Genomic DNA, 13,960 nt, shown 5'->3' on the forward strand with positions numbered 1-13,960 from the left:
CATCTGTAGGAATGCTCCATCTCGAAAGTGGCTGGACCTGCCGGCGAAGAACTCGTCGGCTGGCTCGGACTGAAGGGTATGACGGCGTTTTCCACCGAGAGTTCGTGGTGTGTAAAGGCCATGCCACCTGCGTTTGCGAGGTAATGACCAGCCAATGCCTTGATTTTCGGGGCTAAATCTTGCAGATGACAATTTGAATTTGTGGAGAGCAACCCTTGCCCTCTGTAGGCGCTGCCGAAGGCTGCGATCTTTTGATCTTGATCTTTAAAGTCAAAAGATCGCAGCCTGCGGCAGCTCCTACAGGGGTTTAGCGTTTCTACCGGGTCATTTGGTGCCGGAATGTCCGAAACCGCCGGTACCACGCTGGGTTTCGACGAACTCTTCGACCATCTCAAAATGCGCTTGAACCACCGGTACCAACACCAGTTGGGCCAGGCGCTCGCCTACCACCATGTTGAAATCGGTCTGGCCACGGTTCCAGCACGACACCATCAGCGGGCCTTGGTAATCGGAGTCGATCAAACCGACCAGATTGCCCAGCACGATGCCGTGCTTATGGCCCAGGCCTGAGCGCGGCAGAATCAGCGCGGCCAAACCTGGATCGCCAATGTAGACAGACAAACCGGTCGGAATCAGCAGAGTTTCGCCCGGCTTGATGACGGTGTCTTTTTCCAGCATGGCGCGCAGGTCGAGGCCGGCGGAGCCAGGCGTGGCGTACTGGGGCAACGGGAATTCGGTACCGATGCGTGGGTCGAGGATCTTGGCTTGCAAAGCGTGCATGTAAATTAAACCTGGTTCAGACGTTCGGCGATAAAAGTGATCAGCTGGCGAGCGATTTTGCTCTTGCTGGTCTGGGCGAAAAGTGTGGCGTGCAGCTCACGGTCGATCACGCTGCAGGCGTTTTCTTCGCTGTTGAAGCCAATGCTCGGGTTCGCGACGTCGTTGGCGACGATCAGATCGAGGTTCTTGTCCTTCAACTTGCGGGCAGCGTAATCGAGGAGGTGTTCGGTTTCGGCGGCGAAGCCGACACTGAACGGGCGATCGGGACGGGTGGCGATGGTTGCCAGGATGTCTGGGTTACGCACCATCTGTAGCAACAAGCCGTCGCCGTTCGTAGGATCTTTCTTGAGTTTCTGTGGGGCGACGACTTCCGGACGGTAGTCCGCGACCGCAGCAGAGGCGATGAACAGGTCGCAAGGGATCGCCGCTTCGCAGGCGGCGAGCATGTCGCGGGCACTGACCACATCGATGCGCGTGACGCGATCCGGGGTCGGCAGGTGCACGGGGCCTGTGATCAGGGTCACGCGGGCGCCGGCTTCTACCGCGGCTTCGGCCAGGGCAAAGCCCATTTTCCCGGAGCTGTGGTTGGTGATGTAGCGCACCGGGTCGATGTTTTCCTGGGTCGGGCCGGCGGTGATCAGCACGTGTTTGCCGGTCAGCGCCTGGCGCTGGAAGCAGTCTGCCGCGCACTGCGCGAGGTCGTTGGCTTCGAGCATGCGGCCCATGCCGACGTCGCCGCAGGCCTGGCTGCCGGAGGCTGGGCCGAAGACTTTGAGGTTGCGGCTTTCGAGGGTTTGCAAATTGGCCTGGGTCGCCGGGTCGCGCCACATGGCCTGGTTCATCGCCGGGGCAACCGCGACTACGGCGTCGGTGGCCAGCACCAGCGTGGTCAGCAGGTCGTCGGCAATGCCTTGGGCCAGACGGGCGATCAGGTCCGCGGTAGCGGGAGCGATCAGCACCAGGTCGGCCCACTTGGCCAGTTCGATGTGGCCCATCGCGGCCTCGGCCGCCGGGTCCAGCAAATCGAGATGGACCGGATGCCCGGACAACGCCTGCATGGTCAACGGGGTAATGAATTCGCTGCCGCCACGGGTCATGACCACGCGCACTTCGGCGCCCTGGTCGATCAGACGGCGAACCAGCTCGGCGCTCTTGTAGGCAGCAATGCCGCCGCCGACGCCCAGAACGATGCGTTTCCGATACAGCCGCTGCATAGGTCTGCCTTTCATTTCGTTGATGACTGCTTGGCGATACCCCCTCCCCAGGGATGAATTCGCCAGCAAAAAAGATGGGCTACGATATCACAGCGTCCGCTATGGAACAGCGGCGCCCACAGACATGGAGGTGTTATGAGCATTCGCGATTGGCCGGCGGCGGAGCGGCCGCGGGAGAAGTTACTTGAGCAGGGTTCGGCGAGTCTTTCCGACGCCGAGCTGCTGGCAATCTTTCTACGGACCGGCGTATCCGGCAAAAGCGCGGTCGATCTGGCGCGACACCTGCTGCATCAATTTGGCAGTCTGCGCACCTTGCTGGAGGCCGATCAGCCGACCTTCAGCGGTCAGCTTGGGCTGGGGCCGGCAAAGTTCGCCCAGTTGCAGGCAGTGCTGGAAATGGCGCGGCGGCATTTGGCTGAGCGTTTGCGTCACAAGTCGGTGCTGGAAAATCCATTGGCGGTGCGTGACTACCTCAAGTCGATGCTGCGCCATGAGCCCCACGAGGTGTTTGGTTGCCTGTTTCTCGATTCCAAACACCGGGTGCTGGCCTTTGAGGCGCTGTTTCGCGGCTCCATCGACACCACCAGCGTCTATCCTCGGCAGGTGGTCAAGCGTGCCCTGGCTCACAACGCCGCAGCGCTGATCCTCTGCCACAACCACCCGTCGGGCAATCCCGACCCCAGTCAGGCCGACCGAATGCTGACCAAGCGCCTGCAAGAGGCCCTGGACCTGATCGATGTGCGGGTGCTCGACCATTTCATCGTTGGGGACGGCGATCCACTGTCCATGGCGGAGTATGGGTGGATGTGAGCGAGGGATACGGAGCTAAGTGAGTCCATGTGGGAGCGGGCTTGCTCGCGATGACGTCGGCAAATTCAACATAGTTGTCGCCTGAAAGTCAGCTATCGCGGGCAAGCCCGCTCCCACAGGTTTTGTATTGGTGCTTATGGTTTGAGGACTACCTTGGAGTAATCCTGACGACCGAACGGGCTGACCTGATAGCCCTGCACATCCTTACGTGTCAGCGCAAACGCCGTCGGGTGAGCCAGTGGCAGCCACAACGCCTGTTGTTGAATCTGCGCCTGAGCCTGCTCGTAGAGCTTGGTGCGCACGCCTTGCTCGCCGGTGGTCTTGCCGGCGCTGATCAGTTTGTCCAGGTCCGGGTTGCAGTAGCGGGCGAAGTTGGTGCCGGATTTGACTCCCGCGCAGGAAAACTGCGGCGTGAGGAAGTTGTCCGGATCGCCGTTGTCACCGGCCCAGCCCATGAACAGCAGATCGTGCTCGCCGGCCTTGGCGCGGCGAATCAGTTCGCCCCATTCGATCACGCGAATCTCGGCCTGAATGCCGATTTCCGCCAGGTCGGACTGCAGCAATTGCGCGCCGAGGCTTGGGTTTGGGTTTAGCAGACTGCCGGAAGGGCGGGTCCAGATGGTGGTCTGGAAACCATTCTTGAGCCCGGCCTTGGCCATGAGTACCTTGGCCTTTTCGATGTCATGCGGGTAACCCGGCAAGCCTTTGGCGTAGCTCCAGGTGTTAGGCGGATACGGGCCATTGGCAGGTTCAGCGGTGTCTTCGAACACGGCCTTGATGTAGTTGGCCTTGTCGAAGGCGAGGTTGATCGCCTGACGTACTTCGGGTTTGTCCAGCGGCGGATGCTGGCTGTTGATGCCAACGAATGCGGTCATGAAGGCGTCAGTTTTTTCCACCTTCAAAGTCGGCTCCTGCTTCGCGGCCTGTACGTCCAGCGGTTTGGGCGACAGGGCGATCTGGCACTCGTTGCGGCGCAATTTCTGCAAGCGCACGTTGGCGTCCGGCGTGATGGCGAAGATCAGCGGGTCTACCGACGGCTTGCCACGGAAATAATCCGGGTTGGCCTTGTAGCGAATCGAGGCGTCTTTCTGGAAGCGCGTGAAGATGAACGGGCCGCTGCCGATCGGCTGGCTGTTGAGTTTCTCCGGGGTGCCGGCCTTCAGCAGTTTGTCCGCGTACTCGGCTGAATAGATCGAGGCGAAACCCATGCTCAGGGTGGGCAGGAAAGTCGAGTCCGGATGATCGAGGGTGAAGCGGATGGTAAGCGGGTCCAATGCGTCGATCTTCTTGATCAGCGCGGGTAACTGCATCGACTGGGCATGCGGGAAGCCGCTCTGGGCAATTTTATGCCATGGGTTCGCCGGGTCGAGCATGCGGTCGAAGCTGAACTTCACATCTTCGGCGGTCAGGTCACGCGTCGGGCTGAAGTATTCGGTACGGTGAAATTTCACCTGCGGGTGCAACTTGAAGACGTAGGTCAGGCCGTCGGGCGTGACTTCCCAGCTGTCCGCCAGGCTGGGAATCACTTTGCCGCTGGCCGTGTCGAAGTCCACCAGACTATTCATCAGCACGTCGGCCGAGGCGTTGGTGGTGGTCAGCGAGTTGTATTGCACCACATCGAACCCTTCCGGGCTGGCTTCGGTGCAGACGCTCAGGGCGGCGGCATGGGCCAAAGGGCTCAGTAGAAGCGGGGCGAGCAGCAGCGGTAGGGCAGCGAGGCGCATGGTCGGATTCCTTTACAGATCGAAGGCCCATCTGCAAGTGCAGTCTGGAAAAGGCTTACCCTAGTGGGCTCTTTTGCAAATGACTATCCCCTTTTTCATTTTAAGGGGACTATGTGCGTTGTTTTCGGTGAGTGCTGACCGAGGAAAACCCTGATTGGCCTTCTGGCTGATTTTCTGCGACGAGCGGTCGCCATCGACGACAGCCTTTGTCCAAGGCGCTCTGAGCCCGAAAAGTGGGGTTTTTGTTGATTCAATGCACACCGATTGTTGTTGCTCTCTGGTCTTTCTGGTATAAAGCAGCGCTCTTTTCTAGGGGCCCGGTTCCTTCACTGTAGGTGTAGCCGGTAAGACCTCTAAAGAAACGCGGCGCCTGGCGCCAAATGACTGAGAGATTAAGCGGCCAACCCATGCCGGGTTGGGCATGTGGTTTTAGAGGGCTGAGGCATGTCGAGAGTATGTCAAGTTACCGGTAAGGGTCCGGTGACTGGGAATAACATTTCCCACGCAAACAACAAAACCCGTCGTCGTTTCCTGCCGAACCTGCAGCATCACCGCTTCTGGGTTGAAGAAGAGAAACGTTTCGTGCGTCTGCGCGTATCTGCCAAAGGCATGCGTATCATCGACAAGCGTGGCATTACTGTCGTGCTGGCCGAAATCCGCAAAGCTGGCAAGATCTAAGGGAGCTAATCATGCGTGAATTGATTCGTTTGATTTCGAGCGCCGGTACTGGTCACTTCTACACTACCGACAAGAACAAGCGCACTACGCCGGACAAAATCGAGATCAAGAAATTTGATCCGGTTGTTCGCAAGCACGTGATCTACAAAGAAGGCAAAATCAAGTAATTGATTTTTCCCTCTTACGAAAAAGGCCCGTATCGCGAGATACGGGCCTTTTTTGTTGCCTGTGGATTTTGTGTTGTCTGGCTGGGCCTCATCGCGGGCAAGCCACGCTCCCACAGGTTTTGTGATTGACACAGATCCTTGTGGGAGCGGGCTTGCCCGCGATGAGGCCCAGCCAGACAACACAAATCCTCAAACCTTCTGTTCAAACACCACATAGATCTTGCGGCACGGCTCCAGCACTTCCCAGGTGCCTTTGAAGCCCGCCGGAATCACGAAGCGATCGCCCACGCGCAGTGTCTTGGCATTGCCATCACCATCGCGCAGCACTGAAACCCCCTGAACGATTTCGCAGTATTCGTGCTCGGTGTAGTTCACTAGCCACTGGCCGACCTCGCCTTCCCAGACCCCTGCACTCATCTGGCCGCACGGGCTATTGTAGTGGTTGTACACCGCTTGCTCGGGGTCACCCTTGAGGACTTTTGTCGGGTCGGGCCGATAACGGTCGGGCTGGGTGTTGGCCTGGCTGAAATCGACGATATCCTGAATGCTCATGCTGCTATTCCCCGTGATTGCGCTGGAAAGTTGAAAGTCTATGTTTATTAAAATGAACACTGCAAGGCCGTTTACTGACCTTGTGTCAAATATATTGATACAACCCCGGCCGCTGGTTTAGGGTAACGGTTGCCTTGAGCCGAAAAGCAGGCTGGCCGGGCAGGATTCCTGACAGCACCCGCATAGAACGCGGGGCACTCGTATTCAATAAGAGGAGGACACTCGAATGACCACCCTGACTCGTGCCGACTGGGAACAACGGGCTCGCGATCTGAAGATCGAAGGCCGCGCCTACATCAATGGTGAATACACCGATGCTGTCTCTGGCGAGACCTTCGAGTGCATCAGCCCGGTCGATGGTCGTCTGCTGGGCAAGATTGCCAGCTGTGACACCGCCGACGCCCAGCGCGCGGTGGACAACGCCCGCGCCACTTTCAATTCCGGCGCCTGGTCGCGCCTGGCGCCGGCCAAACGCAAAGCCACCATGATTCGTTTTGCCGGCCTGCTGAAACAGCACGCTGAAGAGCTGGCCCTGCTCGAAACCCTGGACATGGGCAAGCCGATCAGCGATTCCCTGTACATCGACGTTCCCGGCGCGGCGCAAGCCCTGAGCTGGAGCGGTGAAGCCATCGACAAGATCTACGACGAAGTCGCTGCTACCCCGCACGATCAACTGGGTTTGGTGACTCGCGAGCCGGTCGGCGTGGTCGGTGCGATCGTGCCGTGGAACTTCCCGTTGATGATGGCCTGCTGGAAACTCGGCCCGGCGCTATCCACGGGTAACTCGGTGATCCTCAAGCCTTCCGAAAAATCGCCGCTGACTGCCATTCGTATTGCGGCGCTGGCGGTTGAAGCCGGCATCCCGAAAGGTGTGCTGAATGTGCTGCCGGGTTACGGTCACACCGTCGGCAAGGCCTTGGCCCTGCACAACGACGTCGACACCCTGGTGTTCACCGGTTCAACCAAGATCGCCAAGCAACTGCTGATCTACTCCGGCGAATCGAACATGAAACGCGTCTGGCTCGAAGCCGGCGGCAAGAGCCCGAACATCGTGTTCGCCGATGCGCCGGACCTGCAAGCCGCCGCCGAAGCCGCTGCCGGTGCCATCGCCTTCAACCAGGGCGAAGTCTGCACCGCCGGTTCGCGCCTGCTGGTGGAACGTTCGATCAAGGACAAATTCCTGCCGCTGGTGATCGAAGCCCTGAAAACCTGGAAGCCGGGCAACCCGCTGGACCCGGCGACCAATGTCGGCGCACTGGTGGATACCCAGCAGATGAACACTGTGCTGTCTTACATCGAATCCGGTCACACCGATGGCGCCAAACTGGTGGCTGGCGGCAAGCGCATTCTTCAGGAAACCGGTGGCACTTACGTCGAGCCGACGATTTTCGATGGCGTGAGCAACGCGATGAAAATTGCTCAGGAAGAAATTTTCGGTCCGGTGTTGTCGGTCATCACGTTCGACAGCGCTGAAGAAGCCATCCAGATCGCCAACGACACGCCTTACGGTTTGGCCGCTGCAGTCTGGACTGCCGATATCTCGAAGGCTCACCTGACCGCCAAGGCTTTGCGCGCCGGTAGCGTGTGGGTCAATCAGTACGACGGCGGCGACATGACCGCGCCGTTCGGCGGCTTCAAACAGTCCGGCAACGGTCGCGACAAGTCGCTGCATGCGTTCGACAAGTACACCGAGCTGAAGGCGACCTGGATCAAGTTGTAAGTTGTTAAAGAGAGGTCTGTTGCAGTAACAGACCTCCCGAACGACGCAGATCCCTGTGGGAGCGAGCTTGCTCGCGATAACGGTGTAACAGTCGACATCAATGTTGAATGTTGCGCCGCTATCGCGAGCAAGCTCGCTCCCACATTGTTTTGTGTGATCCGAAAAAATAACAATCCACAGGAGCGTGGAACATGCGTTGGGCGACGTATTTCGCCGTTTTGGCATCTGTCTTGAGTGTCGGCCTGGCCCTGGGTGTCAGCATGCCGCTGGTATCGCTGCGTCTTGAAGGCTGGGGTTACGGCTCGTTTGCGATCGGCGTGATGGCGGCGATGCCGGCCATTGGCGTACTGCTGGGGGCGAAGATTTCCAGCCATCTCGCGGCTCGTCTTGGCACGGCCAATCTGATGCGCCTGTGTTTGTGGGCGGGTGCGATATCCATCGGTTTGCTTGCCGTGTGGCCAAGCTACCCGGTCTGGCTGCTGCTGCGGTTGATGATCGGGGTGATCCTGACCCTCGTCTTCATCCTCGGCGAAAGCTGGATCAACCAATTGGTGGTCGAGCAATGGCGCGGCCGATTGGTGGCGCTGTATGGCAGCAGTTACGCGTTGAGTCAGCTGGCCGGGCCATTGTTGCTTGGGTTCCTGGGCACCGAGCACGATTATGGCTTCTGGGTCGGCGTCGGTTTGCTGCTGATTTCACCGTTCCTGCTGTTGGGTCGCAGCGGCGCACCTACCAGCGAAGCTTGCAGCGTGACCCTCAGCGACTTGCTGACCTTTTGCCGCGGCCTGCCGGCAATTGCCTGGGCGGTGTCGCTGTTCGCCGCGTTCGAAGCGATGATCCTGACCTTATTGCCGATCTATTGTCTGCGTCAGGGCTTCACGACGGAAATCGCGTTGGCGATGGTCAGCACGGTGGTGGTGGGTGATGCCTTGCTGCAATTGCCGATAGGCGCGCTGGCCGATCGTGTGTCGCGGCGTACGTTATTCACTAGCTGCGCGGTGCTTTTGTTGCTGTCGAGCCTGGCGATTCCGTTGCTGATCGATACATTGCTGATCTGGCCGCTGTGGGTATTGTTTGGTGCCAGTGCCGGCGGTTTGTTCACCTTGTCGCTGATCCTCATTGGCGAGCGTTATCGCGACGATGCCTTGGTGCGCGCCAATGCCCATATTGCGCAGTTGTGGGGCATTGGTTGCCTGATCGGGCCATTGGCAGCCGGTGCCGGCAGCCAGTGGATCAGCGGACATGCCTTGCCGTTGCTAATGGCGGCGGGCGCGTTGGGGCTGGTGATTCTGGTGTCGAGGCAAGGGGCGTTTGGGGCGGTGCAGCCGGCATAAATAGATCAAAAGATCGCAGCCTGCGGCAGCTCCTACGCGCCTGAGCTACAACATTTTCTCCAGGCCAACCATGCTGCTGAGCCATGAATTGAAGTGTCGCCACCAACCTCCCGGTTCTTCGGTCAATGTGTGCTGCTTGCCGTCATCTTCGGTGACCCAGACGATCTGACCCTTTTCCAGTCGGGCATGGTAGCTGAGGGCAGGCGCCATGCCCTCCAGTGCCAGTTCGCGCACCCGGCCGGCGAGTTGCGGGTTGTCCACCAATACCCCGACTTCGGTGTTCCACAGTACTGAGCGTGGGTCGAAATTGAATGAGCCGATGAAGGCTTTCTGTCGGTCGAAAACAATCGCCTTGCTGTGCAGGCTGGAATCGGAACTGCGGTAGGACCCGCTGTGAAACAGGCGTGGTCCGCTTCCGTTGTCGCCATTGTCGCCGGGCTGACGGCGCAATTCGAACAATTGCACGCCATGCGCCAGCAAGGCTTTGCGATACGGCGCATAACCACCGTGCGCCGCCGGTACATCGGTGGCTTCCAGTGAGTTGGTCAGCACACTGATCGATACGCCGGCATCGGCACGACCGGTCAGGTACACCAGTCCCGGTTGGCCGGGTACGAGGTAGGCCGAGACCATGATCAGTTCTTTGCTGACCCCATCGAGTTCAGGCGCCAACTGGGTGGTCAGCAGCAAGTGCGGTTCCGGCTCACCCTTGGACAGCACCTTGCTTGGTGCGTCCCACAGCGCCTGGTTCCAGGCCCAGATCAGTTCCCGACGCCAGACATCCAGGCGCGGTTTAGTGGTGTAGGCCATCAACTGCTGATAAAGGGCATGGTCCTGTTTGCGCGTTTCCTCCAGGGACTCTTCTAGTCGGGTTCGGGTGTTTCTCAGGTCCCTGGCTGTCGGCTTGCTCGAGAGAAACTGCTCGATCGGCTTGCTCAGGGCGCTGTTCCAGTACTGGTCGAAGCTGTGCCCCAACTGCTCTGCGACCGGGCCGAAGCCGAGCATGTCAATGTCGGTGAAATTGAGGTTGGGCTCGGCATCGAAATACTCGTCCCCCAGGTTGCGCCCGCCAACAATCGCCGCGCTGTTGTCCGCCACCCACAGTTTGTTGTGCATGCGCCGGTGTTGCAGCGACAGGTTGAACAGTCGGCCCATGGTTCGCGTGACGCCGGTGCTGCGGCCCAAGTGCAGTGGATTGAACACGCGAATTTGAATCTGCGGATGTGCGGCAAGCGTCGCAGTGATCCGGTCAAGGCCATCGCTGGTGGTATCGTCGAGCAGAATCCGCACCCGCACGCCGCGGTCGGCGGCATTGAGCAGCTCGCTCACCAGTATTCGTGTGCTGATGCCGTCATGGACGATGTAGTACTGCAAATCAAGGCTGCTTTGGGCGTTGCGAATCAACTCGGCGCGGGCGGTGAAGGCTTCTGCGCTATCGGAGAGCAAGCGAAAGCCCGATTGGCCCTGATGGGGGGCAGCTTGTGCCTGGATCGAGCGGCCGAACGCTGAGCTCGCCGCCGGCAGGGCCTGACTCGGTTCGCGAGGGATATTGAGTGTCGTGCAGCCACTAAGGAGCGAGGCGAGTAACAGAAGAGCAAGCAGGGGCTGTCTGATTCTCACGGAGCGTATTCCGGATGGCGGCGGTTAGCATATGGACGCCGCATCCCGAAGAAAGGTCAGTCGGTTTCCGCCAGCAGTTTGATCGCTGTCGCACCGACCTTGCGCACGGCTTCTTCGATCTGCGGGGTTGTTTTGGCAGCGTAGTTCATCCGCAGGCAATTGCGGTATTTGCCCGAGGCGGAAAAGATACTGCCGACCGCAATCTGTACGCCTTGGTCATGCAGCGCCCGATTGAGTTTCAGGGTGTCAAAGCCCTCGGGCAGTTCGACCCACAGCATGAAGCTGCCTTGCGGACGGCTCGCCCGAGTGCCAGCGGGGAAATAGCGGCTCACCCAGTCAATCATCGCGTCGCGATTGCGTTGGTATTGCGTGCGCATCCGCCGCAAGTGCGGTTCGAAGTGCCCGGCCTTGAGAAACTCGGCAATCGCAATCTGCGGTTGCGGCGCGGTGGAACCGGTGCTGATGTATTTCATGTGCAGCACCCGTTCCAGATAACGGCCCGGTGCGACCCAACCAATGCGCAGGCCCGGTGCCAGGGTCTTGGAAAAAGAACTGCAGAGCAGGACGCGGCCGTCTTCGTCGAAGGATTTGATCGTGCGTGGGCGCGGGTAGGTGTAGGCCAGTTCGCCATACACATCGTCCTCGATAATCGCCACGTCGAAACGCTGTGCGAGCGTCAACAACGCACGTTTACGCGACTCCGGCATGATGTAGCCCAGCGGGTTGTTGCAGTTGGGGGTCAACTGTATGGCTTTGATCGGCCATTGCTCCAACGCCAGTTCCAAGGCATCGAGGCTGATGCCGGTGAGCGGGTCGGTGGGGATTTCCAGGGCTTTCATGCCCAAGCCTTTGAGCGTCTGCATAGCGCCGTGAAAGCTCGGCGAATCCACGGCGACGATGTCTCCTGGCTCGCAGATGGCGCGGATGCTGGTGGACAGCGCTTCGTGGCAACCGGTGGTCACCACCAGATCGTTGGCGCTCAACTGGCAGCCGGAATCGAGCATCAGCCGCGCAATCTGTTCGCGCAATTCAAGGGTGCCGTAGATGTTGTCGTAATACAGACCGGGCATGTCCTGCCGACGGCTGATTCGCGCCAGGTTACGCAGCAGCGGTTTCATGGTCGGCGTGGTGATGTCCGGCATGCCGCGACCCAGTTGCACGACGTCCTTGCGCGGTACGGCGCGGATCAATTCCAGCACTTGATCCCACTGCGAAATATCCACCGGTCGTTGGGCCGGCCGGCCAACCACTGGCAACTCTGGCAGCTCGCGACTCACCGGTACAAAGTAGCCGGACTTGGGTTTGGGCATCGCCAGACCGACGTCTTCCAGCATTCGATAGGCTTGCTGCACCGTGCTCAAGCTGACCCCGTGTTCGACACTCAATGCCCGCACCGAGGGCAACCGGTCGCCGGGGCGATAGAAGCCTTGTTCGATACGCGTGCCGAGCAATTCGGCGAGGTTGACGTAGAGGGTCATGGCGCAGTCTCGGTATGGGTGATTCGGTTAACCAGTACAGATGGGGCGAAAATATGTGATTCAGAGGCTGAAACGGAAAATCTGTATGGATTTAATACATCCTCGTTGAATCTGTAATGCTTTTTGCCGTCCGCGCATCATGAAAGCTCTGGCTACCCAAGTAAACAGGAGCAATGAAAATGAACGGCTTGAGCGATGTGCGGCTGACGTTACACAGTCAGGAACTGGCGGCAGGGCAAAAAAACGGCGCACGCGAGGCGGTCATGCGCAACGCACCGTCCGGCCTCGGTCGCTGGGGCCTGTTCTGGCATCGTCTGCACACGCGCAAGGCGTTGCTGACGTTGACACCGGAGCAGTTGAGGGATGTAGGGCTGAGTCGGGAGCAGGCGTTGGAGGAGGGGCTTAAACCGTTCTGGCGGATCTGAGTTCCAGGGCGCTTTTGCGGGCCTCATCGCGGGCAAGCCCGCTCCCACAATGGTCGCTGGTGTTCACAAGAATTGTGTTCGCCGCCAATCCCTGTGGGAGCGGGCTTGCCCGCGATGAGGCCCGTAAGAACGCAGCTAACCGATCAGACCAACTCCTTCATCCGATGCCACAACATCCCCAACGCCAACAACGGCGAACGCAAATGCTTGCCGCCGGGGAAGGTGATATGCGGCACCTTGGCAAACAGATCGAACCCTCCACTCTGCTGACCACTGATTGCCTCCGCCAACAACCTGCCCGCCAAGTGCGTGGCATTCACCCCATGACCGGAATAAGCCTGGGCGTAATACACATTCGGCTGCTCGTTGAGCCGACCGATCTGTGGCAGGCGATTGGCGCCGATGCCAATCATCCCGCCCCATTGATAGTCGATTTTCACCCCGGCCAATTGCGGGAACACCTGCAGCATCTTCGGCCGCATGTACGCGGCGATGTCTTTCGGATCGCGCCCTGAATAATGGCATGCACCACCGAACAGCAAGCGTCTGTCCGCCGAGAGTCGGTAATAATCCAGCGCCACCCGTTGATCGCAGACCGCCATGTTCTGCGGCAGCAAGGCGTGAGCCTGCTCTTCACTCAAGGGTTCGGTGGCGATGATGTAACTGCCGGCGGGCAGCACCTTGCCGCCGAGTTGCGGATTGAGATCGTTGAGATAGGCGTTGCAACCCAGCACCAGCGTCTTCGCGCGAACCGAGCCTTGGGCAGTGTGGACTTTGACCTCGGCGCCGTAATCGATGCGGGTCACCGCCGATTGTTCGAACAACTTCGCGCCCAATTGCCGGGCGGCGGCCGCTTCGCCCAGTGCCAGGTTCAAGGGGTGCAGGTGCCCGGAGCCCATGTCGATCAGACCGCCGACATAGCGGTCGGAACCCACCACGCTGTGCATTTCGTGGGCTTGCAGCAGGCGGGTTTCGTAACGGTAACCGAGGCTGCGCAGTTCCTCGGCGTCTTCGGCGAAGCCTTCCAGGTCGTGGGCCTTGTTGGCGAGGTCGCAGTACCCCCAGGTCAGGTCGCAAGGGATCTGAAAACGCTCGATCCGCTGTCGGACGATTTCCACTGCTTCCAGCCCCATCAGTTTCATCTGACGCACACCGTCTGCACCGATCACGTCGGCGAACTGATCCAGGCCATGTCCGACGCCGCGAATCAATTGCCCGCCATTGCGTCCGCTGGCGCCCCAGCCGATCTTGTGCGCTTCCAGCAGCACCACGCTGAAGCCACGTTCGGCCAATTCCAGCGCAGTGTTCAGCCCGGAGAACCCGCCGCCCACCACACATACGTCCGCCACCAACTCACCGGTGAGCACCGCAAGGTCGGGTTGCGGCAGGCTGCTGGCGGCGTAATAAGAGGCCGCGTGTTGATGGCTCGGGGCAGGTTGCTGAACGGGGGCGTTCATG

Annotated in this window: 13 protein-coding genes; 6 read left to right on the forward strand and 7 right to left on the reverse strand. The window is 59.6% G+C overall.

Annotated features, from left to right (window positions below):
- Positions 1-324: 324 nt before the first annotated feature.
- Positions 325-780 (reverse strand): dUTP diphosphatase, encoded by a 456-nt coding sequence (gene dut / locus NHU87_RS04785; protein WP_253546093.1) that lies wholly within the window; start codon positions 778-780, stop codon positions 325-327.
- Between the two features lie 5 nt (positions 781-785).
- A complete protein-coding gene (gene coaBC, locus NHU87_RS04790) occupies positions 786-1,994 on the reverse strand; it encodes a bifunctional phosphopantothenoylcysteine decarboxylase/phosphopantothenate--cysteine ligase CoaBC (protein ID WP_253546637.1) in 1,209 nt (402 codons plus the stop codon).
- Positions 1,995-2,129: 135 nt separating this feature from the next.
- Here coaBC and radC point away from each other — a divergent pair, with 135 nt between their 5' ends.
- Positions 2,130-2,804 (forward strand): RadC family protein, encoded by a 675-nt coding sequence (gene radC / locus NHU87_RS04795; RefSeq protein WP_253546096.1) that lies wholly within the window; start codon positions 2,130-2,132, stop codon positions 2,802-2,804.
- A gap of 134 nt (positions 2,805-2,938) precedes the next feature.
- Here radC and NHU87_RS04800 read toward each other — a convergent pair whose 3' ends face one another.
- The gene (locus NHU87_RS04800; RefSeq protein ID WP_253546099.1) at positions 2,939-4,528 is read right to left on the reverse strand and encodes an ABC transporter substrate-binding protein; all 1,590 of its coding nucleotides are present in this window, start codon (positions 4,526-4,528) and stop codon (positions 2,939-2,941) included.
- 444 nt (positions 4,529-4,972) lie between these two features.
- Here NHU87_RS04800 and rpmB point away from each other — a divergent pair, with 444 nt between their 5' ends.
- Both rpmB and rpmG read left to right on the forward strand, forming a co-directional pair.
- On the forward strand, positions 4,973-5,206 hold the full coding sequence (gene rpmB, locus NHU87_RS04805; protein WP_007894701.1) for a 50S ribosomal protein L28: 234 nt from the start codon (positions 4,973-4,975) through the stop codon (positions 5,204-5,206).
- Positions 5,207-5,217: 11 nt separating this feature from the next.
- Positions 5,218-5,373, forward strand: a complete 156-nt coding sequence (rpmG, locus tag NHU87_RS04810; protein ID WP_007894709.1) for a 50S ribosomal protein L33 — start codon at positions 5,218-5,220, stop codon at positions 5,371-5,373.
- Positions 5,374-5,562: 189 nt separating this feature from the next.
- Here rpmG and NHU87_RS04815 read toward each other — a convergent pair whose 3' ends face one another.
- A complete protein-coding gene (locus NHU87_RS04815; RefSeq protein ID WP_253546102.1) occupies positions 5,563-5,925 on the reverse strand; it encodes a cupin domain-containing protein in 363 nt (120 codons plus the stop codon).
- Between the two features lie 226 nt (positions 5,926-6,151).
- Between NHU87_RS04815 and NHU87_RS04820 the strand changes: the two genes are divergently transcribed.
- Both NHU87_RS04820 and NHU87_RS04825 read left to right on the forward strand, forming a co-directional pair.
- Positions 6,152-7,645 carry an aldehyde dehydrogenase gene (locus NHU87_RS04820; RefSeq protein WP_253546105.1) on the forward strand — a complete coding sequence of 498 codons (1,494 nt, stop codon included), beginning with the start codon at positions 6,152-6,154 and terminating at the stop codon, positions 7,643-7,645.
- A gap of 191 nt (positions 7,646-7,836) precedes the next feature.
- Positions 7,837-8,979, forward strand: a complete 1,143-nt coding sequence (locus tag NHU87_RS04825; RefSeq protein ID WP_253546108.1) for an MFS transporter — start codon at positions 7,837-7,839, stop codon at positions 8,977-8,979.
- A gap of 45 nt (positions 8,980-9,024) precedes the next feature.
- On the opposite strand, the gene NHU87_RS04830 is transcribed toward NHU87_RS04825, so the two are convergent.
- On the reverse strand, positions 9,025-10,599 hold the full coding sequence (locus NHU87_RS04830) for a phospholipase D family protein (protein WP_253546111.1): 1,575 nt from the start codon (positions 10,597-10,599) through the stop codon (positions 9,025-9,027).
- Positions 10,600-10,655: 56 nt separating this feature from the next.
- Positions 10,656-12,077, reverse strand: a complete 1,422-nt coding sequence (locus NHU87_RS04835) for a PLP-dependent aminotransferase family protein (RefSeq protein ID WP_253546115.1) — start codon at positions 12,075-12,077, stop codon at positions 10,656-10,658.
- Between the two features lie 179 nt (positions 12,078-12,256).
- Here NHU87_RS04835 and NHU87_RS04840 point away from each other — a divergent pair, with 179 nt between their 5' ends.
- Positions 12,257-12,502 carry a DUF1127 domain-containing protein gene (locus tag NHU87_RS04840; protein WP_253546118.1) on the forward strand — a complete coding sequence of 82 codons (246 nt, stop codon included), beginning with the start codon at positions 12,257-12,259 and terminating at the stop codon, positions 12,500-12,502.
- Positions 12,503-12,645: 143 nt separating this feature from the next.
- Here the strand turns inward: NHU87_RS04840 and NHU87_RS04845 are convergent, their stop codons facing one another.
- Positions 12,646-13,959 (reverse strand): NAD(P)/FAD-dependent oxidoreductase, encoded by a 1,314-nt coding sequence (locus NHU87_RS04845; RefSeq protein WP_253546121.1) that lies wholly within the window; start codon positions 13,957-13,959, stop codon positions 12,646-12,648.
- Position 13,960: the final 1 nt, after the last annotated feature.

It is taken from the genome of Pseudomonas mandelii (genome assembly GCF_024138395.1).
GTDB lineage: Bacteria > Pseudomonadota > Gammaproteobacteria > Pseudomonadales > Pseudomonadaceae > Aquipseudomonas > Aquipseudomonas mandelii_E.

Bases quoted from the DNA above. Each gene is read 5' to 3' on its own strand.
- dut (WP_253546093.1), bottom strand. From the start codon at position 780: ATGCACGCTTTGCAAGCCAAGATCCTCGACCCACGCATCGGTACCGAA.
- coaBC (WP_253546637.1), bottom strand. From the start codon at position 1,994: ATGCAGCGGCTGTATCGGAAACGCATCGTTCTGGGCGTCGGCGGCGGC.
- radC (WP_253546096.1), top strand. From the start codon at position 2,130: ATGAGCATTCGCGATTGGCCGGCGGCGGAGCGGCCGCGGGAGAAGTTA.
- NHU87_RS04800 (WP_253546099.1), bottom strand. From the start codon at position 4,528: ATGCGCCTCGCTGCCCTACCGCTGCTGCTCGCCCCGCTTCTACTGAGC.
- rpmB (WP_007894701.1), top strand. From the start codon at position 4,973: ATGTCGAGAGTATGTCAAGTTACCGGTAAGGGTCCGGTGACTGGGAAT.
- rpmG (WP_007894709.1), top strand. From the start codon at position 5,218: ATGCGTGAATTGATTCGTTTGATTTCGAGCGCCGGTACTGGTCACTTC.
- NHU87_RS04815 (WP_253546102.1), bottom strand. From the start codon at position 5,925: ATGAGCATTCAGGATATCGTCGATTTCAGCCAGGCCAACACCCAGCCC.
- NHU87_RS04820 (WP_253546105.1), top strand. From the start codon at position 6,152: ATGACCACCCTGACTCGTGCCGACTGGGAACAACGGGCTCGCGATCTG.
- NHU87_RS04825 (WP_253546108.1), top strand. From the start codon at position 7,837: ATGCGTTGGGCGACGTATTTCGCCGTTTTGGCATCTGTCTTGAGTGTC.
- NHU87_RS04835 (WP_253546115.1), bottom strand. From the start codon at position 12,077: ATGACCCTCTACGTCAACCTCGCCGAATTGCTCGGCACGCGTATCGAA.
- NHU87_RS04840 (WP_253546118.1), top strand. From the start codon at position 12,257: ATGAACGGCTTGAGCGATGTGCGGCTGACGTTACACAGTCAGGAACTG.
- NHU87_RS04845 (WP_253546121.1), bottom strand. From the start codon at position 13,959: ATGAACGCCCCCGTTCAGCAACCTGCCCCGAGCCATCAACACGCGGCC.